The sequence below is a fragment of the Bacteroides thetaiotaomicron VPI-5482 genome (genome assembly GCF_000011065.1).
Classification (GTDB): domain Bacteria; phylum Bacteroidota; class Bacteroidia; order Bacteroidales; family Bacteroidaceae; genus Bacteroides; species Bacteroides thetaiotaomicron.
Genome location: NC_004663.1, coordinates 4,838,849 through 4,864,085 on the forward strand (window position 1 = coordinate 4,838,849; position 25,237 = coordinate 4,864,085).

The 25,237-nt window shown below is 39.1% G+C and carries 18 protein-coding genes and 2 tRNA genes; 13 read left to right on the plus strand and 7 right to left on the minus strand.

What is annotated here, in order from left to right:
* Window positions 1–14 precede the first annotated feature (14 nt).
* On the minus strand, window positions 15–1,052 hold the full coding sequence (gene ribD / locus BT_RS18795) for a bifunctional diaminohydroxyphosphoribosylaminopyrimidine deaminase/5-amino-6-(5-phosphoribosylamino)uracil reductase RibD (RefSeq protein WP_008766987.1): 1,038 nt from the start codon (window positions 1,050–1,052) through the stop codon (window positions 15–17).
* Between the two features lie 53 nt (window positions 1,053–1,105).
* Here ribD and prmC point away from each other — a divergent pair, with 53 nt between their 5' ends.
* The 8 genes from prmC (at window position 1,106) to BT_RS18835 (ending at window position 7,084) form a co-directional block, all read left to right on the plus strand.
* The gene (gene prmC, locus BT_RS18800) at window positions 1,106–1,942 is read left to right on the plus strand and encodes a peptide chain release factor N(5)-glutamine methyltransferase (protein ID WP_008766986.1); all 837 of its coding nucleotides are present in this window, start codon (window positions 1,106–1,108) and stop codon (window positions 1,940–1,942) included.
* Window positions 1,939–2,421, plus strand: a complete 483-nt coding sequence (locus BT_RS18805; RefSeq protein ID WP_008762666.1) for a regulatory protein RecX — start codon at window positions 1,939–1,941, stop codon at window positions 2,419–2,421. Before prmC ends, BT_RS18805 begins: the two co-directional genes overlap by 4 nt.
* 77 nt (window positions 2,422–2,498) lie before the next feature.
* Entirely contained in the window at window positions 2,499–3,137 is a 639-nt protein-coding gene (gene pyrE / locus BT_RS18810) for an orotate phosphoribosyltransferase (protein ID WP_008762667.1), read from the plus strand.
* 97 nt (window positions 3,138–3,234) lie between these two features.
* Complete coding sequence (locus tag BT_RS18815) at window positions 3,235–3,645, plus strand: SRPBCC family protein (RefSeq protein WP_008766985.1); 411 nt, start codon at window positions 3,235–3,237, stop codon at window positions 3,643–3,645.
* 101 nt (window positions 3,646–3,746) lie between these two features.
* Window positions 3,747–5,087, plus strand: coding sequence for an argininosuccinate lyase (gene argH, locus BT_RS18820; RefSeq protein WP_008766984.1), 1,341 nt, complete (start codon window positions 3,747–3,749; stop codon window positions 5,085–5,087).
* A gap of 80 nt (window positions 5,088–5,167) precedes the next feature.
* Window positions 5,168–5,240, plus strand: a tRNA-Gly gene (locus tag BT_RS18825).
* 14 nt (window positions 5,241–5,254) lie between these two features.
* Window positions 5,255–5,338: transfer RNA gene (locus BT_RS18830), tRNA-Leu, on the plus strand.
* Window positions 5,339–5,860: 522 nt separating this feature from the next.
* Window positions 5,861–7,084, plus strand: a complete 1,224-nt coding sequence (locus BT_RS18835) for an NAD(P)/FAD-dependent oxidoreductase (protein ID WP_011108952.1) — start codon at window positions 5,861–5,863, stop codon at window positions 7,082–7,084.
* 137 nt (window positions 7,085–7,221) lie between these two features.
* On the opposite strand, the gene BT_RS18840 is transcribed toward BT_RS18835, so the two are convergent.
* From BT_RS18840 to BT_RS18850, 3 genes are all read right to left on the minus strand, one after another.
* Window positions 7,222–7,428 (minus strand): hypothetical protein, encoded by a 207-nt coding sequence (locus BT_RS18840; RefSeq protein ID WP_008766982.1) that lies wholly within the window; start codon window positions 7,426–7,428, stop codon window positions 7,222–7,224.
* A gap of 53 nt (window positions 7,429–7,481) precedes the next feature.
* Complete coding sequence (locus BT_RS18845) at window positions 7,482–7,772, minus strand: hypothetical protein (protein ID WP_008766981.1); 291 nt, start codon at window positions 7,770–7,772, stop codon at window positions 7,482–7,484.
* Window positions 7,773–8,069: 297 nt separating this feature from the next.
* A complete protein-coding gene (locus tag BT_RS18850) occupies window positions 8,070–8,366 on the minus strand; it encodes a YtxH domain-containing protein (RefSeq protein WP_008766979.1) in 297 nt (98 codons plus the stop codon).
* An 862-nt stretch (window positions 8,367–9,228) separates the two neighbouring features.
* Between BT_RS18850 and BT_RS18855 the strand changes: the two genes are divergently transcribed.
* Window positions 9,229–13,221, plus strand: a complete 3,993-nt coding sequence (locus BT_RS18855; protein WP_008766976.1) for a hybrid sensor histidine kinase/response regulator transcription factor — start codon at window positions 9,229–9,231, stop codon at window positions 13,219–13,221.
* A 149-nt stretch (window positions 13,222–13,370) separates the two neighbouring features.
* On the opposite strand, the gene BT_RS18860 is transcribed toward BT_RS18855, so the two are convergent.
* Window positions 13,371–14,885 (minus strand): SLC13 family permease, encoded by a 1,515-nt coding sequence (locus BT_RS18860; protein ID WP_008762675.1) that lies wholly within the window; start codon window positions 14,883–14,885, stop codon window positions 13,371–13,373.
* A 215-nt stretch (window positions 14,886–15,100) separates the two neighbouring features.
* On the opposite strand from BT_RS18860, the gene BT_RS18865 reads away from it, so the two are divergent.
* The 4 genes from BT_RS18865 (at window position 15,101) to BT_RS18880 (ending at window position 22,793) form a co-directional block, all read left to right on the plus strand.
* The gene (locus BT_RS18865; RefSeq protein ID WP_011108953.1) at window positions 15,101–16,990 is read left to right on the plus strand and encodes a fibrobacter succinogenes major paralogous domain-containing protein; all 1,890 of its coding nucleotides are present in this window, start codon (window positions 15,101–15,103) and stop codon (window positions 16,988–16,990) included.
* A gap of 12 nt (window positions 16,991–17,002) precedes the next feature.
* Entirely contained in the window at window positions 17,003–18,811 is a 1,809-nt protein-coding gene (locus BT_RS18870; RefSeq protein ID WP_008762677.1) for a hypothetical protein, read from the plus strand.
* A 667-nt stretch (window positions 18,812–19,478) separates the two neighbouring features.
* Window positions 19,479–20,996 carry a PCMD domain-containing protein gene (locus BT_RS18875; RefSeq protein WP_008762679.1) on the plus strand — a complete coding sequence of 506 codons (1,518 nt, stop codon included), beginning with the start codon at window positions 19,479–19,481 and terminating at the stop codon, window positions 20,994–20,996.
* Between the two features lie 282 nt (window positions 20,997–21,278).
* Window positions 21,279–22,793, plus strand: a complete 1,515-nt coding sequence (locus tag BT_RS18880) for a PCMD domain-containing protein (RefSeq protein WP_008762680.1) — start codon at window positions 21,279–21,281, stop codon at window positions 22,791–22,793.
* 120 nt (window positions 22,794–22,913) lie between these two features.
* On the opposite strand, the gene BT_RS18885 is transcribed toward BT_RS18880, so the two are convergent.
* Window positions 22,914–23,699 carry a porin family protein gene (locus BT_RS18885; RefSeq protein WP_011108954.1) on the minus strand — a complete coding sequence of 262 codons (786 nt, stop codon included), beginning with the start codon at window positions 23,697–23,699 and terminating at the stop codon, window positions 22,914–22,916.
* A gap of 12 nt (window positions 23,700–23,711) precedes the next feature.
* Complete coding sequence (locus tag BT_RS18890) at window positions 23,712–24,836, minus strand: PCMD domain-containing protein (RefSeq protein ID WP_011108955.1); 1,125 nt, start codon at window positions 24,834–24,836, stop codon at window positions 23,712–23,714.
* Between the last annotated feature and the right edge of the window lie 401 nt (window positions 24,837–25,237).

Sequence of the window (25,237 nt, forward strand, 5' to 3'; positions counted from 1 at the left end):
TAGAACTATTTTAGCTATTTCTCGAAAACATAATGCCAAATCTGTCTGTCGAAGTGTTTTTCAGTCGAATAACTAAAATTATCGCTTATTTCAGGTGCTTTAACACCGGAATTCAGCTTGCACGGACATTTCTCAATATATACTTCATCCCATAGTTCGGCATCAATAAATGATTGGAGCAGCTGACTTCCTCCCTCTACCAGTAAGGACTGTATTTTTTGTTGATATAGCACTTTCATGATCTGTGGCAGAATATCCTGTGTGAATTCAATCGTGCGGTATGTGACGTTCTTCTTGTCCGGATGTTTTTCTGCTGTAAATACGATGGTGGGTACTTCTCCGTCAAACAGACGCAGGCTGTGGGGAAGAGACAATGCACGGTCCAAAACGATGCGTACCGGATTCCGGCCGTACCAGTTGCGGACTGTCAGCGACGGATTGTCCAACAATGCTGTCCGCCTGCCTACCATGATTGCATCAGTTTCCGCTCTCTTTTTATGTACAAGCATGGAAGTAAGAGGGGAGGACAGTACTACGGGATTGCCGTCTGTTCGTTCTACATCAATGAAATGATCAGCCGATTCTGCCCATTTTAGTGTGATAAAGGGGCGGTGCAGCGTATTGAAAGTAATGAAGCGCCGGATCAGATACCTGCATTCTTTCTCCAGTACGCCTACTGTCACTTCTCTTCCGGCGTCCCGCAACTTCTGAATTCCTCGTCCGGCGACCTGTGAGAACGGGTCTTGACAGCCAATTACAATACGGGGAATCTGCTTCTCGATAATCAAGTCGGCACAAGGAGGCGTCTTTCCGTAGTGTGAGCAAGGTTCCAGGCTGACATAAATGGTGGAACGGCTCAATAAAGACTTGTCTTTGACGGAACGAATCGCGTTTACTTCGGCATGCGCCTCTCCGCAGCGGATGTGATATCCTTCGCCGATAATAAGTCCGTCACATACGATAACAGCCCCTACCATCGGGTTTGGAGCGACATTGCACAGTCCGTTTTTTGCCAGTTCAATGCAACGTCTCATGTATTTTTCTTCTTCCATTTTGGTGCTCTTCGCTATATTATTCTTACTTTTGCACTCCGAAATCGTAAAATATGAACCGCATCACTGCTTACATTCGTCAGTCACTACAGGATATTTATCCGCCGGAAGAGGTCAAAGCTCTTTCGATGTTGATCTGTTGCGACATGTTGGGGGTGGATGCGCTTGATATTTACATGGGCAAAGATATAATTTTATCTGCATGCAAACAGCGTGAATTAGAAAACATTATATTCCGTTTGCAGAAAAATGAGCCAATACAGTACATTCGGGGATATGCTGAGTTCTGTGGAAGGAACTTTCGGGTAGCTCCCGGCGTGCTGATCCCTCGTCCGGAGACTGCCGAACTGGTGGACCTGATTGTAAAGGAGAATCCGGATGCCCGTCGCCTATTAGATATAGGTACAGGAAGCGGATGTATCGCCATCTCTCTGGATAAAAATCTGCCGGATGCGAAAGTGGATGCCTGGGATATTTCGGAAGAAGCGTTGGCTATTGCCCGTAAAAATAATGAAGAGTTGGATGCTCAGGTCACCTTCCGTCGACAGGATGTTTTTTCTGCTGACGGAATACAGGGGACATCTTACGATATAATTGTCAGCAATCCGCCCTATGTGACGGAAACTGAAAAAACAGAGATGGAAGCCAATGTGCTTGACTGGGAGCCGGAACTTGCCCTGTTTGTTCCTGATGAAGACCCTCTGCGTTTCTATCGCCGGATTGCGGAACTGGGACGAGAACTACTTCGTCCGGGTGGCAAACTCTATTTTGAAATCAATCAGGCATACGGACAAGACATGATACGCATGATAGAAATGAACCAATATCGGGACGTTCGTGTTATAAAAGACATATTTGGAAAAGATAGAATACTTACAGCTAACCGATGAGTGCACAATTAACAGATGAAGAGGCGTTGAATCGTGTTGCCTCTTATTGCTCCGCTGCAGAACATTGCCGGGCAGAAGTAAATGAGAAATTACAGCGTTGGGGTATAGCCTATGAGACCATAGCGCGTATCCTTGAACGGCTGGAAACCGAAAAGTATATTGATGACGAGCGCTATTGCCGTGCTTTTGTGAACGATAAGTTTCGTTTTGCCAAATGGGGTAAAATGAAAATAGCACAGGGACTCTACATGAAGAAGATTCCTTCCGATGTGGCATGGCGTCATCTGAACGAAATTGATGAAGAGGAATATCTCTCCATCCTGCGTGACTTGCTGGCTTCCAAACGGAAAAGCATTCATGCGAAAGATGATTATGAACTGAACGGAAAGCTGATGCGATTTGCGGTGAGCCGTGGTTTTGAACTCAAAGATATACGTCGTTGTATCGAAATTCCGGAGGAAGAGGAACAATTCAGTTAAAAAATAAACGGATTCTTCTTTCTATTCTCGTTCAATTTCTGTACTTTTGCGGCAAATAATTAATAGTTAGTTTAGTTATGAAAAACTTAGAGAGACTATTTGCGGAGAAACTTTTGAAGATTAAGGCTATTAAACTTCAACCCGCTAACCCTTTTACATGGGCTTCTGGATGGAAATCCCCCTTTTACTGTGACAACCGTAAAACTCTGTCCTATCCTTCTCTTCGTAATTTTGTGAAGATTGAGATTACACGTCTGATATTGGAACGATTCGGACAGGTGGATGCGATTGCAGGTGTGGCTACAGGTGCTATCCCTCAGGGAGCATTAGTGGCTGACGCGTTGAATCTGCCGTTCGTGTATGTTCGTTCTACCCCGAAAGACCACGGATTGGAAAACCTGATTGAAGGAGAACTTCGTCCGGGTATGAAAGTCGTAGTGGTTGAAGATTTGATTTCTACAGGTGGTAGTAGTTTGAAGGCTGTGGAAGCAATTCGTCGCGATGGTTGTGAAGTGATCGGTATGGTAGCTGCCTATACGTATGGCTTTCCCGTTGCCGAGGAAGCATTCAAGAATGCTAAAGTACCTTTGGTGACGTTGACCAATTACGAAGCAGTACTTGATGTAGCACTTCGTACCGGTTATATCGAAGAAGAAGATATTGCGACATTGAACGATTGGCGTAAAGACCCGGCTCATTGGGATGCAGGGAAATAATATTGTATTATTTGATCGGAAATTTTAGTAAGAAAGAACCATTCGGACAATATCTGTTCGGATAGTTCTTTCTTTGATTTTATACGAATAAAGAATTATGGCTAATTTTGAAAGTAGTGTAAAGGTAATACCTTACAGTCAGGAACGTGTGTATGCCAAGCTGTCGGACTTGAGCAACCTGGAATCAGTGAAAGGCCGTTTACCGGAAGATAAAATACAGGACTTGAGTTTTGATTCGGATACACTGAGCTTTAGCGTTTCGCCTATCGGTCAGCTGACGTTGCAGATTGTTGAGCGTGAACCTTGCAAATGTATTAAACTGGCAACTACCAACTCTCCGCTACCTTTTAATATGTGGATTCAGCTAGTCTCAACAGCAGAGGAAGAGTGCAAGTTGAAAGTGACTATCAGTATGGATATCAATCCGTTTATGAAAGCGATGGTACAGAAACCTCTTCAGGATGGTCTGGAGAAGATGGTTGAGATGCTGTCGATGATTAACTATTAAACAGGTAATAAGTAATAAATAATAGGTAATACCCGCGGAGTATCAACGTAACTACGATTATTACCTATTACTTACTACTTATTACCTAATACTTAAATATTATGGCGCAGAAACTTTGGGAAAAATCCGTGCAGGTAAATAAAGACATCGAACGTTTTACGGTGGGACGTGATCGTGAGATGGATCTTTATCTGGCTAAACATGATGTACTCGGTTCTATGGCTCATATTACGATGCTCGAAAGTATCGGTCTGTTGACCAAGGAAGAACTGGAACAGTTGTTGGCTGAGTTGAAGACTATTTATGCTTCGGTCGAAAGAGGTGAGTTTATAATAGAAGAAGGAGTAGAGGATGTGCATTCGCAGGTAGAATTGATGCTGACCCGCCGTTTGGGAGATGTCGGTAAGAAGATTCACAGTGGTCGTTCACGGAATGATCAGGTTTTGCTGGACCTCAAACTCTTTACCCGTACACAGATTCGCGAGATCGCGGAAGCGGTGGAACAACTCTTTCATGTGTTGATTCTTCAGAGTGAGCGATATAAAAATGTCCTGATGCCGGGATATACCCATTTGCAGATTGCGATGCCTTCATCCTTTGGATTGTGGTTCGGTGCTTATGCCGAAAGCCTGGTGGATGATATGCAGTTCCTACAAGCGGCTTTCAGGATGTGCAATCGCAATCCTTTGGGCTCTGCAGCAGGATATGGCTCCTCTTTCCCGTTGAACCGGACGATGACAACCGATTTGTTAGGTTTTGATTCGCTGAATTATAATGTCGTTTATGCGCAGATGGGACGTGGCAAGTTGGAGCGTAATGTTGCTTTTGCATTGGCTACCATTGCCGGAACGATCTCCAAGCTGGCTTTTGATGCTTGTATGTTCAATAGTCAGAACTTCGGTTTCGTGAAGCTGCCGGATGATTGTACTACCGGTTCGAGCATCATGCCTCATAAGAAGAATCCGGATGTGTTCGAACTGACACGTGCTAAATGTAATAAACTGCAGTCTCTTCCTCAGCAGATAATGATGATAGCAAACAATCTGCCATCCGGTTACTTCCGTGACTTACAGATTATTAAAGAGGTTTTCCTTCCCGCTTTTCAGGAACTGAAGGACTGCTTGCAGATGACGACTTATATCATGAATGAGATTAAGGTGAATGAACATATCCTTGATGATGATAAATATCTGTTTATTTTCAGTGTCGAGGAAGTGAATCGACTGGCTCGTGAAGGTATGCCTTTCCGTGATGCGTATAAGAAAGTCGGTCTTGATATAGAAGCCGGAAAATTTACTCATGACAAACAGGTGCATCATACACACGAAGGAAGTATCGGTAATCTTTGTAATGATGAAATCTCCGCATTAATGCAACAAGTGGTCGATGGCTTCAATTTCTGTGGAATGGAGCAGGCTGAGAAAGCATTATTAGGGCGATAAAATATTTTCTGCCAAACTTTTTTGATCGAAAGTTTGGCAGAAACAAGGAAACTCATTATCTTTGCACCCGTTGAAAAAATGCGGAAATAGCTCAGTTGGTAGAGCATAACCTTGCCAAGGTTAGGGTCGCGAGTTCGAGTCTCGTTTTCCGCTCTCTTTGAAAGGATGCTCGAATGGTGGAATGGTAGACACGAAGGACTTAAAATCCTTTGGCCATTGCGGCTGTGCGGGTTCAAGTCCCGCTTCGAGTACGAGTATTCCTGATTAAAAGCTCTGTAAATCATTGATTTACGGAGCTTTTTGTGTGTTTCTACCGCCATATGCCCTGCTGATAAAGGGGCAATTACAACCTCACCGAATATATTTGATAATTATTGTCATTGAATTTATTTTTAATGTTAAAAAAGTATGTGATAGATCTACTGAGATTTAATTTCATACCTTGATATATTATTTAGATAGTATGTTGATATTTTGTTTGGTGAATACCTTCATATATGCTGGTTGTTTTACAATATTTCTTATGCATTAAATAGATGTTAAATCCAGTCTTTTCCTTCGAACTATCTTTTTTTGTGTGATGTTGTTTATTTTGAGAACGTTTTGATACAATGTAAAAGATATTGCGCAATTGAACAGGGTGAATAGTATCTTATTATAAATCGGGAGTAAACTCTTTTGGGAATGTTTTTGTGTTTTCCATGTTTTTACGTTTTTCTCCCTGCTGTAAGTGTGGAGGAGGATGCAAGGGAGTTTACATAATTCAATATATTATGGACTTACATTCAGGATTGCCCTATTGGGTTGTTAAAAATTCATTGTTAGATTACTTTCATCCCTTGGAGGATGATTTTTCAACAGATATTGTAGTTGTGGGGTCTGGTATAACGGGTGCTTTGATGGTACACGAGCTTTGTAGTGCCGGTTTAAGATGTTGCATGGTTGACAAACGAAGCATTGCAACTGGAAGTTCCATTGCAAGTACCGCTTTACTGCAATATGAAATTGATGTTCCTCTTTGTGAAATGGCAGAAATTATTGGAGAGGATAATGCTGTTTCTGCATATCGCGCATCTTTGGCATCAATTGCTGATATTGAAAAGGTATTAAAGGAAACAGGAGTAGATGCTGATTTTGAAAAACGACCAAGTCTTTTTTATGCTAGTATTCCAAAGGATATAGAATTAATTGAAAAAGAATATGTGATACGAAAGAAGCACAATTTGCCGGTTCGTTTGCTGGGAAAAGAGGAGATAAAAAAACTGTATAATATAGAGGTTCCAGGCAATGCACTGTTAAACCGAGTATCGGCGCAGATGGATGCTTACAAAGCGACTACTGGTCTTTTGCTCTACCATATGAAAAAAGATGGACTGGAAATTTTTACTCATACCGGTGTAACAGAATGTGTTGAAATGCCTGAAGGATATATTATAGAAACAGATAGAGGGCATAAAATAGAGTGTAAATATGTGATCATCGCATCCGGATTTGAAGCAGGGAAGTTTTTATCTCGGGAAATTATGGATTTGACTTCAACTTATGCACTTGTGTCGCATCCGGTAGATTCTAAAGATTTGTGGCCTGAACAGTGTTTAATTTGGGAAACAGCTGAGCCATATTTGTATATACGGACTACAAGGGGAAATCGTATCATTGTCGGTGGTGAAGATGAAAAGTTCAGTGATCCGGAGCGCCGTGATGCGTTACTCAGAAAGAAAACTCTTGTATTAGAAAAGAAATTTAGGAGATTATTTCCAAGTATTCCTTTTAAAACAGAAATGGCGTGGTGTGGCACTTTTAGTACAACAAAAGATGGGCTACCCTTTATCGGTAATTGTCCAGATAAGGACAGGATGTTTTTTGATTTGGGATATGGTGGCAACGGCATAACCTTTAGTATGATTGGAGCACAGATTATCTGCAAGAAGTTGCAAGGTATAGATGATGAACGCGGTAGGATTTTCGGTTATGAGAGAATTGAAAAATATTGGTAATTTGCAGAGAGTAAAAGTCAATAGTGACTCAAATCTACTTCTTGAAGGAGGGAAATTTTGGGAGAGTTGCTATTGACTTTTGCTGTACTCTCCCATGTTTAGAATTATATTCATATAAATATTGCTTTCTGATGTAGCTAATATTTTTGAACTCCAGTACCCAGCCATTGCGGCATTCGTGCCTTGCCGTAGAAATAATAGAACAGCAATCCTATCCAGCTGGTAAGAACGATTAAGATAATAGCTATCAGCCGTCTTTCTATTGGTGCATGGATACGCCATATTTCCAGTGCGGCTTTGATAGTCAGTACTAATCCAACAATCCATATTACAAATCCAACCATAGCTTATTAATATGTAAGAAGTTACTATTTATAGAATGATATACGATTAAGAATCAGTCAAGTTTTTTACTTACATCTTTTTTCACTTCGTTATATCCTTCCTTGATTTCTTTCTTGGTTTTCTCTGCGCTGTTTTGAACGTCTTTTTTGGTGTCTTTCCACGCATCTTTTACGGCATCAGCACCATCTTCGATTTTATCGGATACTTTGTCCACTGCATCATTGACGTTTTCTTTCACTTTTTCAACTTGTTGTTTCGCTTTATCCTGTTCTTTTTTATTACGACAGGACGTGAAGGATATTATAGTTGTAACTACAAAAATCGCAAATAATAATTTTTTCATATTCTTTTAATTTAAAATTGTAAAGTCACTTTGAGAATAAATTGGTGGATTCTTCAGGCAGATTCCTGTCTGCCTGAAGAATGACACAAACTTAACGATTCTGAATGCCTATTTCTTTTCAGTTTTTTTGCTTGAAGTCGAAGACTTGCACTCTTTAGCTTGGGCGGTCTTTTTAGTGCCCTTTGCCTCTTCCTGTTTCTTTTCAGTTTTCTTGTTCATAATTCAAAAGTTTTAGTTAATAATTTAGGTTTATTCAGAAACACTCTAGTGTTCTTAATTGGTTTACTAGAATCTGTTTCATTTTTTTGCATCAGCAGCTATTGTATGCATTTTGCCTTTAAGGTCATCTGCCTTTTCAGCTAGGTCGAAAGTTTTGTCTGCAACTTTATCGGCTACGGCAGCACCCGTATCCAATACTTTTTCCTTTGCAGTATCTAACATTTCTTCGACTTGCCCACTTATTTTATGAAAGGCATCACATACTTTTTTCTTTAGTTTTTTGGCTTTAGAAGTTCGTGAAAAACGATAGACGAGGGCGCCAATGACCGATCCTATACCAAGACCGAGCCATAAATCAGAAGTTCTATTTTCCATAATTAAGTTGGTTTTAGATAGTTAAAAATAGAGTTTGGTAATAAGTAAGAAACTGTATGTAAGTTAAGTTCTTAAAGTCACATACTTATTAGTGGGTTTATATGTAAATATATAGATATATAATTAGTATTTTATAAAGGAAAAATATTTTGCTTGTTGAATGGAAAAATATTTATTCATATCGCTAGAATATTCATCTTTATAGTCAGCTTGTTTGCTGTCTCATACTTGATAAACAATAAATTATTGTTCCTATGATAGAACTGACTATTAATCTGATCCATAAATTTGAACTTATACTTTTCATGGCTGTAGATTTTATTGATGAAACAATGTTTAAAACTTATTTTTTTTAGAAAAATATGTAGGTTTACTCTATTACACTTCCCCGATTTATTATGTTACTTTTGTTATATCATCCGAAATGTACTTAAGCTCCTACTGTATGAAAAAAAACACGGGATTAAAAAAAATAGTTCGAAGTTTGAAAATGGAATTAACATCATTTTTTATTTTATGGAAAATTGAAAAAGAGGCTTATGGATTTTAAATGCATAGCCGAAGGAATAAATATATGATTGAAATTGTCCTAATAATAAGATGATTCCTGTTCGTGTATATTTATGATCTGATGCTGGAAAATCGTACAAAAAATGACTAATATAATTTAGAAAGAACACTTATCTATTTCCGATGTTTTTATTGGGGAGTATTTGGGGTATTATGCGGTATTTCCGATAGATGAGATAGTTGTGTTTTTTAAGTTTCTGTTTTTAACATATAATTATTAATTTATTCAGTTGCTGTTTAAATAATATTTTCATATTTTTGCAAATATATTTTTGAGTGTTTTGTGAAAGGAATGAAGATAATTGTAAAAAATAGAAAACTTTTAGTGTTTATAGTTCTTCTCATTAGTAGTGCTGTGAGCAAGGGGCAGATTTATAAGTACATAGGGTTGGAAGACGGTTTGAACAACCAGAAAATCTACCATATTCAAAAAGACCGACGCGGATATATGTGGTTTTTGACTCAGGAGGGGGTAGATCGTTATGACGGTAAACACATCAAGCATTATACTTTCTCGGATGACAGTATGAAGCTGGACTCACGGATAGCTTTGAACTGGCTTTATATGGATCAGGAAGATGTATTATGGGTAATCGGGCAGAAAGGACGTATTTTCAGGTATGATTCACAACATGATAAATTTGAATTGGCTTATGTACACCCTGAATTGATCCGAAATAAGTTTCAAGCATTTCTTGATTATGGTTATCTGGACAAGAATGATCATATTTGGCTATGTTACAAAGATACAATTACCTGGTATAATATTCGTACTGGAACAACACAACATATGCCAAAGCCTGTCGATGGTGCAATATCTACTATTGAGCAGGCTGATGGCGGTCATTTTTTTATCGGTACGGGAAGCGGTTTGTTTTGTGTCGGGATAGAAAAGGGAGAACTGAAACAAATTCCTGATGAAGTAGTAAAAAGCATCGTTACACCTGTTCACGAACTGTATTACCATACTGTGTCAAAGCAATTATTTGTGGGTAGTTATAAAGAAGGGATACTTATATATGATATTGGTAAAACCCAAAAAATCACTCCTTGTTATGCACCAAACAATGTGGAAGTTAATCAGATTGTTGCTCTGAACGCTGATGAGTTGTTGATAGCTACGGGTGGAAAAGGAGTATATAAGCTGAATGTAAATACTTGTAAGAGTGAACCTTATATAACGGCTGACTATAGCAGTTATAATGGAATGAACGGAAACAATATCAATGATATCTATGTGGATGAGGAGGAGCGTATTTGGCTTGCCAATTATCCTACTGGTATTACCATTCGTAACAATCGTTATGGAAGATATGATTTGATAAAGCATTCTCTTGGCAATAACCGGTCGTTAGTGAATGATCAGGTGCATGATGTGATAGAAGATAGTGACGGTGACCTTTGGTTTGCAACTAGTAATGGAATTAGTTTTTATCAGACCGATACAAGAGAATGGTGTTCTTTTTTTAGTTCTTTTGATCCGGTGCCGGATGATGAGAATCATATCTTCTTGGCGTTGTGTGAAGTCTCTCCTGGTGTGATATGGGCTGGTGGTTTTACGTCTGGAATTTATAAGATAGAAAAGAAGAAAGGGTTTAAAATAAGCTATCTTTCGCCTGCGGCCATTGCAGGAATACGTCCTGACCAATATATTTATGACATTAAAAAGGATTCGAGCGGTGATGTATGGTCCGGTGGATATTATCATTTGAAACGCATTAATCTTGAGACTAAAAATGTTCGTTTGTATCCGGGAGTAAGTTCCATCACCACCATTCTGGAGAAAAATGCCCGTCAAATGTGGATTGGTACAAGAATGGGACTCTATCAGCTTGACAAGCAATCCGGTGTTTACCGGTATATTGACTTGCCTGTTGAATCTCCTTATATATGTGCATTATACCAGAGAGAAGATGGTATCCTGTATATTGGTACTCGTGGAGCAGGTCTTCTTGTTTATGATATCAATAAAAAGAAGTTTATTCATCAGTACCGAACTGATAATTGTGCACTGATTTCTGATAATATTTATACGATTATTCCGCGTCAGGATGAAAATCTCCTGATGGGTACGGAAAATGGTATTACGATTTATTCACCTAAAGATCATTTTTTCCGTAACTGGACACGGGAGCAGGGACTGATGAGCGTAAATTTTAATGCCGGTTCTGCCACAACTTACAGTAACAGTACGCTTGTCTTTGGTGGCAATGATGGTGCTGTTAAGTTTCCGACAGACATAGAAATACCTGAGCCATATTATTCGCGTTTGTTATTACGGGATTTTATGATAGCTTATCATCCTGTCTATCCTGGTGATGACGGATCTCCCTTGAAGAAGGATATTAACGAGACTGATTGTCTGGAATTGGCCTACGGTCAAAATACTTTTTCGCTTGATGTGGCTTCCATAAATTATGATTATCCTTCTAATATTCTTTATTCATGGAAAATCGACGGTTATCATAAAGAGTGGACCCGTCCGAGTCAAGATAATCGGATTGTTGTTAGAAATCTGCCTCCTGGCAGTTATACGTTACAAATTCGTACTGTATCTAATGAGGAGAAGTATAAAACTTATGAAACAAGGAGTATTCAGATCATTATTACCCCTCCGGTGTGGGCCAGTATGTGGGCAATGGTGGGGTATGCAATTCTGGTGGTCTTGATTATGATTATCATATTCCGTGTTATCATGTTGCATAAACAAAAGAAGATTTCTGATGAGAAGACACGTTTTTTTATTAATACTGCTCATGATATACGTACGCCGCTGACATTGATAAAAGCACCGCTGGAAGAAGTTGTTGAAAACCATATGGTGGCAGAGAAGGCATTACCCCATATGAATATGGCCCTAAAGAATGTGAATACATTGCTTCAGCTGACAACCAACTTGATAAACTTTGAACGGATCGACGTATATTCGTCTACTCTTTATGTTTCTGAGTATGAATTGAATTCTTATATGAATGATGTTTGTGCTACTTTCCGCAAATATGCTGAGATGAAGCGTGTCAGATTTGTTTATGAGAGTAATTTTGATTATTTGAATGTGTGGTTTGATAGTGACAAAATGGGGTCTATCTTGAAGAATATTTTGTCAAATGCGTTGAAGTACACGCCAGAGAATGGTAGCGTGTGTATTTGTGCTTGCGAGGAAGGGAATACTTGGAGTATTGAGGTAAAGGATACAGGAATTGGTATTCCTTCATCTGAACAGAAGAAATTATTCAGAAATTGTTTCCGGGGTAGTAATGTAGTCAATTTGAAAGTGACCGGAAGTGGGATTGGATTGATGCTGGTATATAAACTGGTTAAGTTGCATAAAGGAAAGATCCATATTCAAAGTGTTGAACATCAGGGAACATGCGTGCAAATTACTTTCCCGAAGGGAAATACCCATTTGCATAAAGCAAAGTTTATCTCTCCAAAAACGCCGAATGAACGTATGGATGCTGTTGTACTGGGGGGAACTTCTGACTTGCCGGTCTTGGAGGCACCTCAGATAAAAACCTCTTTACAGCGTATTCTGGTAGTGGAAGATAATGATGATTTGCGTAATTATCTTGTGGATATGCTTATGGCAGGGTATAATATCCAGTCCTGTTCCAATGGCAAAGATGCGCTTGTCATTATAAAGGAGTTTAATCCAGATCTTGTTATATCCGATATAATGATGCCTGAGATGAGTGGAGACGAACTGTGCTCAGCTATCAAAACGAGTGTGGAAATGTCTCACATTCCAGTCATATTGCTGACTGCGTTAGGGGATGAGAAAAATATACTCGGAGGACTGGAAATCGGAGCAGATGCCTATATAACCAAGCCATTCAGTGTGGGTATACTAAAGGTGACTATTAAAAACATATTGGCAAATCGTGAATTGCTCCGTCAGGTCTATAATAGTATCGAAAATAAAGAAAAGCATTTACCTGTCAATTGTACTAATACTTTGGACTGGAAATTCATAGCTTCAGTCAAGGAATGTATAGAGAAGAATATGGGAGATTTGGACTTTGGGGTAGATGTACTCAGTAATCAGCATCATATGAGTCGAACAAGTTTCTATAATAAACTGAAAGCGCTGACCGGTTATGCTCCGGCTGACTACATCCGGATGATCCGTTTGCAACGTGCAGCACAATTATTAAAGCAGAAAGAATATACAATAACGGAGATTGCTGAAATTGTCGGGTTTTCGGATGCGAAGTATTTCAGGGAGGTATTTAAGAAGTATTATAATGTCAGTCCAAGTAAGTTTGTGAATTCGGATCAGGAATAGAGTAGACGAGATATCGTTTTATACCATTGTTGTTTCTTATAAACTTTTGGAGAGGATTATAGGACGCTAAATTCGAAAAAGAAGAAGATGTCAAAAGCAAGATAAATGTATCATCCTGCTTTTGACATCTTCTTTTTTTAATAGATTATTTATAATAACTTGTTGGAGCCGAGTATGATCAGCATTGTATATCCCAAGATAAGTCCTATAATTCCCATAATGATACCTACCTTTTCCATATCTTTTTGCTGAATCATTCCTGTGGCATGTGCCAGGGCATTAGGTGGTGTACTAATTGGTAATATCATTGCCAGCGATGATCCGATGGCGACTCCAATTAATAAAGTCTCTACACCTCCCAACGATGACAGGTTTTCACGCATGCTGATTCCGGCAATGGCGAGAATAGGGACGAGTAATGCTGCGGTGGCTGTGTGTGAAATAAAGTTGGCCATAGCATAGCAAATCAGTCCGGAACCGACAATCATCAGTACAGGGGGCCATGTGCTGAATGGGATGGCTTCGATCATATGCTTTGCCAGTCCGGTCTCTTGCAAGGCTACGCCCAATGCGAAGCCGCCGGCTACCATCCAGAGTACACTCCAGCTGATCTCTTCCAGGTCACGTTTGGTAATAACGCCTGTTATACAAAAAACAGCTACCGGAATCATTGCCACTACATTGGAGTTTACTCCTGTAAATTTGTCGAACATCCACAATAGAACCGTTATAGCAAAGGTGATATAAACCACAATGGAGCGCCAGTCTTTCTTTGCTTCACCTTCAATTTGCAGTTCGATGCTCTTTTGTTTGAATGGAAACAGTCGTAAGAGGATAAACCAGGCTATAAACAGTACAATAATAGTGTAAGGCAACATAAAGCTCATCCATTCTCCAAAACCGATATTCAGATTTAATCCTTCCGGATCATTCAAATACTTTAAAGCAATGGCGTTAGGTGGTGTACCGATAGGAGTTCCCATACCACCTACATTGGCAGCAACGGGAATGGCCATAGCCAATCCGATTTTCCCTTTTCCATCTGCCGGGAGTGCTTTTAATACGGGAGTAAGGAAGGTAAGCATCATGGCCGCCGTAGCCGTATTGCTAAGAAACATGGAAAAGACAGCTGTAACGAGGATGAATCCCAATAGCACATATCGTGATTGTGTTCCGAAAGGTCTCAGCATAACTCGTGCCAACAATACATCCAGTCCACTTTTGGTTGCTGCGATGGCAAGAATAAATCCACCTATAAACAGCATGATGATAGGATCGGCAAAGCAATGCAGGATAGACTTATATTTGACTGTCTGTCCTAATTCCTCCGCAGGAGTATTTTGGGTTAAGAACCATAAACTACTGTCGGAAACGGTAAGTAATAATAGTACAACAATAAGAACGGAAGTGGTCCATGCCGGAACAGCTTCGAACACCCACATGAGTGTGGCGAAAATGAAAATGGAAATAAGTCTTTGTTCTATAACGGTCAACCCTTCTATTCCAAAAGTATCAATGGGAAGGAACCATAAAATAAGAGAGAGGGTAATAGCTATGGTTAACTTTATACATCGGGCCACTGTCTGATTCTTTGCTAACCGTTTAGCTTTCTTTAAGTCCTGATAAGCTTCTACTAGGTGGAAGCCGTGAAAAATCTTGTACATAATATTAGAATGAGATAAAATTAAAAAACGTTTGCAAAATAACTTTTTATTTTGTATTTAGTTAGTCTGACGTTAAAGATTTCTTTTATTTAACATATTTATTAAAATTTTATGCAGATGACTTGCTGTATTGAAAAAAGTAGTATTTTTGCCGCCGCTTTTGGAAAATGCATTTATAAAGTTTCCAATATTCAGTATTATTTTAATCAAAAAACATGAATTATTCTTGCAGAAAAACCATCGTTCCCATTATAATAGGAACATTACTTTCAGGCGCCTGCTCGAACGATGAACCAACCGGGGGAAAAGGCCATCAACAAACTTATTCAGTGGTATTAAAAGGAATTACGGTAGCAGGAGAAGAATCTTCTGAAGAGCTCAAAGATGTATCGGTTTTCCAGTTTAGTGACGGGAATTTATATAAAGAGGAACAGCTGACTCCCGGGCAAGGCGGACAGTCGGAGATTTCTGCGGTCAGCGGATCTCGACTTTATTTTCTGACCGGACTGGAGATTCCTGCCGGAGAGAAAGCTAAAAGTGAAGAAGAATTTCGTAATACGATTATCGGTGAAGGATTGCATGATAATTCTGCGCCGGATTTCATGGCGGCTGTAGTCGAATTGGAGAGCGGAGTAGTGACACGCAGCAATGCGGAGGTCAATGTAATTATGAAACGCGGTGTGGCGCGCATTGATTTGAACACAACAGCCGACAGCAAAACGCAGATAAAGGAAGTCATCGTAGAGAATGCTCCTGCCGAGACTTTACCATTCCTCGAAAATGTCCGGGCGTCGGATAAAACGGTGAGCTATCGGAAGGAGTTCTCTTCTGCATTCGATGGCAAGCAAGAGGGGGTATTCCGTCTGTTCGAAAGCACACGTCCTGTCAATATCATCTTGCGTGGAACCTATGGTGAAGTCCCTATCAGGTTAAAAGTCGAATTACCAGTTGTCGAACGCAATAAAGTATATGAATTGGCAGTGCTCAATGTGGGAGCTGAAGTGACAGGCGTTTTTGAGATCAAACCGTGGGAAGAAGGGGAAACGATTGTCGGAAAGCCTGATACGAACCAACGTCTTTTGCTTAATGCGTCGAAATCCAGGATTCCGGAAGGGGTGAAGGTAGACTATGAGAATAATATACTGGAAGTGCCTGCTACAGGTGCTGATGACATGACGCTGGCGTTCGTTACAGACACTCGTATCGATATTTCTTCTACAGAAGGTGCCGGTAGCGGAACAAGTGTAGGCAATATGTCCGTGTCGGAAGAGGCGGAAGGTATCGTGTCGTCATTTAATGTATCGGTTGCAGCGCAAGGCAGCGGTCGCCTGGGCTATACGGTTTTGGTGCATTTGAAAAATGCCTTGTTGAGTGGAACATATGATTACGTGGAGATACGTGTGGCTCCGAGTGACAAACAGATTGAAACTGTGGAAATCGCAGGAAATGTATGGATGGCATTTAATGCGCGTAGCCGCGATCTGGAAGATCAGATTTATCCGTTGGACGGGGCTACGGTCGAAGATATGTATCATAAAAGTTGGATTAACACGGTGGGTGGTCTGTTCCAGTTTGGACGTTTATATATGTACGTGCCTTGGCAGGGGTATAATCCTTCCAACAATTTAGGTAACCAGACGGCTGATGCACCTTGGGTGAATGATACACATATGCCTTGCCCTGAAGGATACCGGATACCGACTGGTAACGAATGGCAGTCTCTGCTTCCTGCAGACCAAGAGATTCCGGGTAGATATAAGGCAGGAAATGGAGAAACAATTGCCGCTACACTTCACATCGGAGAAGGAACACTGATAACTCCGTCCAGTGGTGTGACGGGAACACAGCATTATGTGAAGTTTACTTCGGAAGACACCGGTCGCAGCCTTATTATTCCTTTGGCTGGCTCGAAGGGAGATAAGTCGTCATCCAATAATCCGGCTTTCGGGAAAAGAGCTGTGTTGTGGACAAACGAACGTAACGGTCTTCCGGGCGGTTATGCATGGGCTTACTGGTTGCCGTTCGAAGGAGCCGAGACAACCGTTATTAAGAAACAGCGGTTACAGATGGAAGCATTTGCATCCGTACGTTGTGTAAAGAAATAGAGGAGGCTGTTTATGAAGATGCTAAGAATCATAATGATATTACTGGGCGCATTATTGCTTACCAACTGTTCGGGCGATTTTGAACAGGAGACCGGCATTGTTCCTTCCCATTCCGGACAAGTGTCGTTTTTGTTTGGGTTGCAGCAAGATGATGCGTCCGTGGTGCAGACACGCGGAAGCAAACCGGAGCAGATCACTCGTATGTGGTATGCTATTGCCAATGAACGTGGAGAGATTATTAAGCCCTTATATCAGAAGCTGGAAGAAAACTTCTCAAAATTGACTATTGAAGGATTGAGTATGGGGGATTATACAGTCGTTTTTTTGGCTACTACGAGCGAGGAAGAAGATGAGGCTGTTAAAGAACCCGAAAAACTGTCCGATGACTGGTTGATAAATCATGCGGAAAATGCGCCGTTAGATGCGGTTTACTTTTATAAGAAAATAGAATTGCATATCGGCAGAGATCAGGCTTCGGTGTCGCATACAGTGGTCTTGGAGCGTTCTGTAGGGAGAGTGGATGTCGATTTGAATGTATCGTCCGATTATATGTGGAGATTCATTCGTAAAATCGATATAACTTTCGACGATGCCGAAGGAATATATGGGACTCTTGGTGCAGACGGGAAATATTCCGGAACCAGAAAGATAGAATCTTATGACATTACCGGGAAATACTCGTTTTACTCATTGCCCGGCACAAAAGCATTATCCGGATTTGTGACGATTGAGTCCGATCGCAGTGACGGAACTCAGTTTGTCCGTAAATACCGTTTCACGGATTGTAAGATTGAGGCAGGCCGTGTATCTCATATTAGTATTGATTATTTGCATCCGGAAAATCAGGATGGTTCACTTTATGTTCGTAAGGAGGACTTCTTTCGGTTTCGCGCGGATACGATGTTTTTGGCCAGTGAGCCACGTGAGGTCTTTTATGACAGTCGCCGTCGTTCTTTTTATGCGAATGCTCCGTTGCAGGTTTCCATTTCAGACGAACATCAGTTGCTTGTCAAGTTCTTTTCTCCTGTAGGTATTCAGGATGTGAAGATTATGTGCCGCTTTAATAAATTTAGCATGGAGTTCTTCGAACTGGCACATTTTGAACAGATTTATCCGTTTATGGAAGCGTCATTCCCCTTGCCGGTTGTAGATTCGGAACGGACATTCACTACAAGTAGTGGACGGAAGATAGTGGTGCCTGCACAGCCCGGACTTTCCAATGATGATGTGACGCTTGTTATTCGTACAGAAGATCCGTTTATGAAGAAAATAGAACAGATAGACAGTCGCTGGTTTATACGTTTTTCTTCTTATTCGGCTGACAATGGTCATGCGTATTGGCGTCATATGAATCCGTTATTGTGCCGTCACGGAGTGGCGTTGGCTGTCAATATGGCTTTCATGTTCTCTTCCGAAGAGTTTAATATGGAAATGAACAAATACGAAGGTTTGTTGAAAGACAATGGAGGAAATCCGATCAATCTGGATGCGTTGCGTCAAAGAATCCGTAATCATGGCGGGCTTGTGCTGGGTTGTGTTGCCGGTGTCGGCGGATTAGGTGGAGGCAATACGTACGGCTTGGCTAATTATTGTTATACCGGTGTTTATTTTGATGCGACTCCTCCGGATGCCCATCCGCATAATTATCCCCGTCAGGCCATGTTTCATGAATACGGGCATTGCCTTGGGTATAGCCATAGCAGTACGATGACATATGGTGACCAATGGACGGTGTTGTGTGCAACGGTTTTTGTGGATATGGGAAAGAATGGCAAATTGCCGGTATGTTCGAAAGAGATAATAGCACAGTTACCGATGTAATCTGAAATCTTTTTCCTTCTTGCTTATTGCAAGTACAAGAAAAGCCCCGAACCATCACGGTCCAGGGCTTTTTTCATCATTATAAACATGTATATAAGCAATACTAAATTTAAACACGTAAGACATCACGCATACAAACGGCGCTAACTGCCCATTATGGGCTGTCAACATTTGCAAATATATATATTTATAGATTAAGAAAGAATATCGCATCGTCACGAGTGAATATTCTGAGTAAAATGATATTAAATCAGTAGTAATTTCAAATGGTTCCGCCATCACAACGAAACGACATTTGTAATAAATTCAATATTAAACATGTCTAACTTTGTACTTTGACAAACTTTCAATTATGACTAAGACTGCAAAGATACGGCTTTTTTAATAAATATGCAATAATTATAATGTTGTAAATTCACTTCTGTCATTCGTAAGGGGGAGGCTGTTGAGCGGATATTAAATTGGGGAAAGTTTTATTTGACTGTCGTTGATGGATGTGGGATTTATAGGATATAGAATCACGACCTATAAATACTTGTTTTTAGAGTAAATATTGAGAATATATTAAAAATGGAACATATAATACCAAAAATAGCACTTGCGGTAGTGCTTTTTAATAATTAACTTTGCATAATTTTATGTGATAAGAAATATTTAATATTTAACTATGAAGATTATGAAGAAAAGATTGTTGTATTTGTTCATGCTTATTTGTTCCATAAGTTTATTTGTGAGTTGTAGTGATGATGATGATGTGAAATATCCTGTTGATAGTGAACTTGCAGGTGCATATAAGGGAACGATGGATGTATATTATGTGGGAGTATCTACTCCTATTGCTTCTGATATGGTTCAGAAGGTTTATATTTCAAAGGCTTCAGATACTGCCGTTAAATTAGAATTGAGAAACTTTACTATTACCGTGGCGGGTACTGAACTTCTTATTGGTGATATAACAGTGGATAATTGTGCTCTGACAAAAAGTGGTGATACATATAAGTTCTCAGGCAATCAGAAGTTAAGTCTTGTGGTGGGTGTGTGCAATACATCCGTTTCGGGGACAATTGGTAAGGATGCTGTAGATATGGTTATTGATGTAGATGTAGAAGGCGGAATGAAAGTTAAAGTCAATTATAAAGGTGCTAAACTATCGGGAAGTGAAAAATCAGAGGCTAAAATTACTAGTTTTACTATTGATAATGAGGTTGTGACAGTAGCGCCGGTTATTGATGAAGAAAAGGGTACAATCTTGTTTAAAGTGAATGACGAAGCTACTGATGATGATTTGAAATCATTGACTCCGATTATTGAAATATCAGAAAAAGCTACAGTGGCTCCCAAAAGTGGTGTCCCACAGGATTTTTCCGCTGGTAAAACTGTTACCTATACAGTTATAGCAGAAGATGGAACGACTAAAAAATATGTAGCTTCAATAGCGGGTAGTCAGAATTTTTTAAAGTATTCATTTGATACTTGGGTTGTTCAACATGAAGGTTTGAAAAATGAATATTGGAATCCGGCTCCAGTGGATCAATTGAGCACTTCCAATGAAGGAGCAGGGCTTTTAGCTACTTTAGGTTTTAAAGGTGGTTTTCCTGTGGTAGAAGATAAAGATGGTTATAGTGGCTCCTCTGCCAAGTTGATAACTTTATATACAAAAGGAGCTGGTTTTGGATTGGCTCCTGCGATAACTTCGGGCTCTTTATTTACTGGTAGTTTTAAGACCGATGCATCAGATCAGTTAAATTCTACTAAATTTGGTATTCCATATGCAAAAAAGCCTTTGATATTTAAAGGTATTTATAAATATACTCCTGGTGATAACTATGTAGATGGTTCTGATAAAAAGAATGTTCTGGAGCATCTGGAAATTGTGGATGAGTGCTCTATAATGGCTGTTTTGTATGAAGCTGTGGATAGTGAAGGCAAAGAGGTAATACTTACTGGGCATGATATTGCATCTTCGGAGTATCGTGTAGCTGTAGCTGTATTGGAAGATGGTGGAGCAAAAGCTGAGTGGACTACTTTTGAGTTGCCATTCAATAATTTGGACGGAAAATCTTATGATATGTCTAAATCATATAAACTGGCAATTGTATGTTCCTCAAGTAAAGATGGTGCAGCTTTTAAAGGAGCTGTAAATAGTACTTTAATTATCGATGAGTTAGAGGTTATTGGAGAATGATGAGGAGGTTAGATTGAATCAATTAGTTAGAAATATAACTTTGAAAACTATAGTATTTTTGAATAAAAAGGGGGGATTTTAATCTCCCCTTATTTAATGCTCTTTTGTTAGATGTAGTGTAAATATGAACCTTAAAAACTCTATAATAACAGTGTTTTGGGTAATGTAATCTTAAAATCAGATCATAAAATACAAAGAATAGACCTTGTGATAACTAATATAAATATGTTACTTTGTACCCGATTTTGCGATCAAATAGATTATTAATTAAATAACAGAATTATGAAAAAGAGTTTGTTGTATTTGTTTATGCTTATTTGTTCAGTCAGCCTTTTTACGGCTTGTAGTGATGACGACCCAGAAACTATTCGGGATGGTGAAATTGATGGAGTTTATTGGGGTAAGTTAGATGTTGATGCAGCTGGAGTTATTGAAGTTAATGATATAACACAAAAAGTATATATTTCTAAGACTGGTGAAAACCAAATTAAGATGGAGCTGAGAAACTTTAGTTTTCAGACATTGAATCTTGGTACTATTGCAGTAGAACAGATTTCTGTACAAAAAAATGGTAATAGTTATACTTTTGCAGGTAGTCAGAATATTACATTATTAGTTGGTGAATGTGCTGTAACAGTGAATGGAACTATTGAAGGTGATAAACTGGCAATGAATATAGCTGTTGTTGCTGGCGGAACTTTGAATGTGAAGGTTGATTTTGCAGGAACAAAACTGTCTGCAGATCAAAGTTCAGAGGCTGCGATCCAGAGCTTTGTAGTTAAGATAGGAGATGCGAATGTAGAGGGGAAAATAGATGGGAATAATATTAGTTTTATTATTCCAGATGGATTGGAGAACTTGACGTTTGCGCCTACTATTGTTATTTCTGATAAAGCAACAATAACTCCTGCTTCTGGAGTAGAACAAGATTTTTCATCTCCTGTAATATACACAGTGACTTCCGAAGATGGAATTGTAACTACTAAATATACAGTTTCTGTATCAGGTCAAATAAGAGATTTTGGATTCGATGAATGGGAGACTATCAAATCATCTACATCGGGTTCTACAGAACAATATGATGTTCCTAAAGGACTTTATGGTACTAGTAATCCGGGAATTATGACAATTAACGAGATGTTTGGTTCAAATCTTCCAGAGCTGTTCTCATATACAGTTTCTCCTGTAGAAGGACAAAGTGGTAAAGCAGCTAAATTGCAAACAGTTTATACTTACATGTTTTTAAATGGTATGGATTTTAATGCATTATTAGGAGGGTTGGTACCTTATGTAACAGCAGGCTCATTATTTACAGGTATCTTTAAAACTGATATGAATAATACTTTGAATAGTACAAAGTTTGGTGTTCCTTTTGTTGGGGAACCTGCTACTTTTACTGGCTATTATAAATATACTCCAGGGACAACATATTATAATAATAAAAATGAAGTCGTAGCTGATAAAACAGATGAATGTTCAATATATGCAGTTTTGTATGAAGAACTTTTGGATGAAGAGAATAACAACATTCCGTTGAATGGAGACTACAATGATCCTGATCTATATATTGGAAGCTCTAAACGTATTGTAATGAAGGCCGTTTTGGAAGATGGAACAGCGAAGAGTGATTGGACTAAGTTCTCTATCCCATTTAAATTATTGGAAGGGAAAAGTTATGATGCAACTAAAAAATATTATTTAGCTATTGTGTGTTCCTCAAGTGCTGAAGGAGACTACTTTATGGGCGCTCCTGGTAGTACCTTATTTATTGATAGTTTTACGGTAACACCTCAATAGTGTGTTGAGTATAAGAAATATATAACAGAAAAAGCCGTTAATTCCAATTGTATACATTAATGCAATTAAAATTAACGGCTTTTTTAGTTGTTTTTATTTAAATAAATTGTAGTGTTTTCTCTAGAACGCATATCCGAATCCTATATTCAAATAAATAGGATACATAGCGAATGAGATGGTATCAAAATCCTTTTTGAAGATATCGTTCAAGCCCCATGTTAAATCAGCATACACATTTAAATGTTTGAATGCTCTCCACTCACCGCCTAGTTGCAATCCCCATTGGAATTTACGCAGATTGTCAGAGAAATCATAAGTAGCAATGCTTTCACCAGTAAAATCTACTCGCGAACCTGTCTGATCCGGAGTACGCAAGTGACCTTCATATACATGTCCGGAGAAGTTTCTTTCAATAAGATAAGATACATACGGACCTGCTGAGACTTTCCAACGTTTGCTTACTTTATAGTTGGCAACTACTGGGATAGTCAGATAAGAGTTTTTGACTTTAGTCTTTACACCACCGGTCCATAAGCCTTGTAACTCTCCACCGTTGGTGTTGATAATCTTCATCCCATAGTTCTTTACTGTAGCTTCTGTGGTCATATTCTTGTTTTCAAGTCGTACCCCTACAGTCATTCCCCATTTCGTGTCAAACCATTTAGTTGCGTTTCCTTCAATTGAAATGGCGAGGCCACCAGGGGCATAGCTATCTATTTTGCGAATTTCTTCAGGTAGAGGCAATGGAGAAGTTCCTCCAATACTGAAACCTGCCTTGATTCCATATTCCCATCCGTGTAAGTACGACCAGATGATACCTTGATTTCTTTCTTCTTGCGCCTGCGCTGAAAGTGTACTTACTAATAGTAGTACAGCTATAATATTGAGTAATTTATATCTTTTCATTTTCTTGTTTTTTTAGTCTTCGCAAATAAGTTCTACTTCATCGACATACAGTGTACTGCCTACTGCTCCCTTAAAATAAGCACCGTCTACACTGGACGAAAGCACTATACCTAATTTGTATTTTCCATTCTTTAATTTGGTATCATCAATTACTCGTCCTTTTACCGGTTCGAAAGGAATTTCAAAATCAGTCCATTGATCTGATTCAACAACATCTTCCGGTTTAATTCGCGCTAATGATACTAACTTATCTGAAGTAAATACATCATCACCATTAAGCATGACAGAATTGTTCTCAGCTTCATACATAACAGCATAAATATCACATTTGTCTCTTACACCCTCTTGTGGTTTTCCTTCTACGGAATATACATCTCCTGCTTTAAATTTATAATGTCCTTTGAGCGTTTTAGGGCGTTTATAGAACTGGAAACCGAAATTAGTGGCTTTTCTAGGATCTGTTAATGCATTTCCTACCTCAAATGTTCCGATAAATAAGTTACCGGCAGCAATATACATCTTTACCATTGCTCCAAAACTACCGGTATCACGAGTTTCCAATTTAACTCCTTTACCTCTGAAACCATTGGCTACCTGTACAGTTGGGTAATCTGTTTTGGAGTTTGCCATACCTGTCAATTTAAAACCCGGATTACCACTTGACCATTGTAATACTTTAGATATTTCTTGTGAAGTGCCCGGCTGGAATTCATAAAAGATATCGTAGTCATTGGAAGGTAATAACTCTTCAAAGTTGAAAGAAGTAGGTAATTCTGCTAAAACAACCTTGACGGTATAAACAGGTTTCCATTGACCGTCTTCTGATGTGACAGTGAATTTCCGGGAATGTGTCTCTTCACTAAAGTCATATGTGGCTTCTGTATCTCCAGCAACTTGATCATTTATTTTTATAGTGGCTCCTTCCGGAATTACAAATTCTAACTTTTGTTTGGACAAGTCAGCTCCCTTGTTTACATATACATTGATCAGCTTTGAATCAGCATTGATGTTTGCTAATTGTACATCATCACCTGTACAAGCATCAATGGCTGCTTCTGAGTTCAGTGCTTCATCCTGTATGCAGGAAGTTGCAGCACAAGCTAGTATGAAACAGGCTATTAAAGTCTTAATTTTCATGCGGTTTAATCTTTTTAGTTACTAATTCAGTCTCTTTATATAAAACTCGGGTGCAAAGTTAAGTTTCTTTTTGAAATCTAGCGCTCTGTTAGTGAGGTAATTCAATAAAATTAGTGCCTTTTATAAAAATAGTGTGGACTAAAAGAAGAAAAAGGCTTTTGCTTAGTTTACTAATAATTCATTCCAAAATACCAAAGTGGGATAGATCGAATGGGTGCTATATTCGTGCTCGTACTCTTTAAATAACTTGTTGAAGTTTTCGTATAAGCAATCCATAGCTGAAGTGCATTTATCTGCAATGATGTGATAATTGCACAACAAAAGTGCAGTATTATGCATATTTCTGCACTTTTGTTGTGCAGAGAATTATCAAGGATTGCTCAATAGTAATTTAGCATCAC

What these genes read in the sequence shown, in the direction of transcription:
- BT_RS18890 (WP_011108955.1), bottom strand. Translation starts at nt 24,836, where the DNA reads ATGAAAATTAAGACTTTAATAGCCTGTTTCATACTAGCTTGTGCTGCA.
- BT_RS18860 (WP_008762675.1), bottom strand. Translation starts at nt 14,885, where the DNA reads ATGTACAAGATTTTTCACGGCTTCCACCTAGTAGAAGCTTATCAGGAC.
- BT_RS18885 (WP_011108954.1), bottom strand. Translation starts at nt 23,699, where the DNA reads ATGAAAAGATATAAATTACTCAATATTATAGCTGTACTACTATTAGTA.
- ribD (WP_008766987.1), bottom strand. Translation starts at nt 1,052, where the DNA reads ATGGAAGAAGAAAAATACATGAGACGTTGCATTGAACTGGCAAAAAAC.
- BT_RS18835 (WP_011108952.1), top strand. Translation starts at nt 5,861, where the DNA reads ATGGACTTACATTCAGGATTGCCCTATTGGGTTGTTAAAAATTCATTG.
- BT_RS18855 (WP_008766976.1), top strand. Translation starts at nt 9,229, where the DNA reads ATGAAGATAATTGTAAAAAATAGAAAACTTTTAGTGTTTATAGTTCTT.
- BT_RS18815 (WP_008766985.1), top strand. Translation starts at nt 3,235, where the DNA reads ATGGCTAATTTTGAAAGTAGTGTAAAGGTAATACCTTACAGTCAGGAA.
- BT_RS18880 (WP_008762680.1), top strand. Translation starts at nt 21,279, where the DNA reads ATGAAAAAGAGTTTGTTGTATTTGTTTATGCTTATTTGTTCAGTCAGC.
- BT_RS18840 (WP_008766982.1), bottom strand. Translation starts at nt 7,428, where the DNA reads ATGGTTGGATTTGTAATATGGATTGTTGGATTAGTACTGACTATCAAA.
- prmC (WP_008766986.1), top strand. Translation starts at nt 1,106, where the DNA reads ATGAACCGCATCACTGCTTACATTCGTCAGTCACTACAGGATATTTAT.
- BT_RS18875 (WP_008762679.1), top strand. Translation starts at nt 19,479, where the DNA reads ATGAAGATTATGAAGAAAAGATTGTTGTATTTGTTCATGCTTATTTGT.
- pyrE (WP_008762667.1), top strand. Translation starts at nt 2,499, where the DNA reads ATGAAAAACTTAGAGAGACTATTTGCGGAGAAACTTTTGAAGATTAAG.
- BT_RS18865 (WP_011108953.1), top strand. Translation starts at nt 15,101, where the DNA reads ATGAATTATTCTTGCAGAAAAACCATCGTTCCCATTATAATAGGAACA.
- BT_RS18850 (WP_008766979.1), bottom strand. Translation starts at nt 8,366, where the DNA reads ATGGAAAATAGAACTTCTGATTTATGGCTCGGTCTTGGTATAGGATCG.
- argH (WP_008766984.1), top strand. Translation starts at nt 3,747, where the DNA reads ATGGCGCAGAAACTTTGGGAAAAATCCGTGCAGGTAAATAAAGACATC.
- BT_RS18870 (WP_008762677.1), top strand. Translation starts at nt 17,003, where the DNA reads ATGAAGATGCTAAGAATCATAATGATATTACTGGGCGCATTATTGCTT.
- BT_RS18845 (WP_008766981.1), bottom strand. Translation starts at nt 7,772, where the DNA reads ATGAAAAAATTATTATTTGCGATTTTTGTAGTTACAACTATAATATCC.
- BT_RS18805 (WP_008762666.1), top strand. Translation starts at nt 1,939, where the DNA reads ATGAGTGCACAATTAACAGATGAAGAGGCGTTGAATCGTGTTGCCTCT.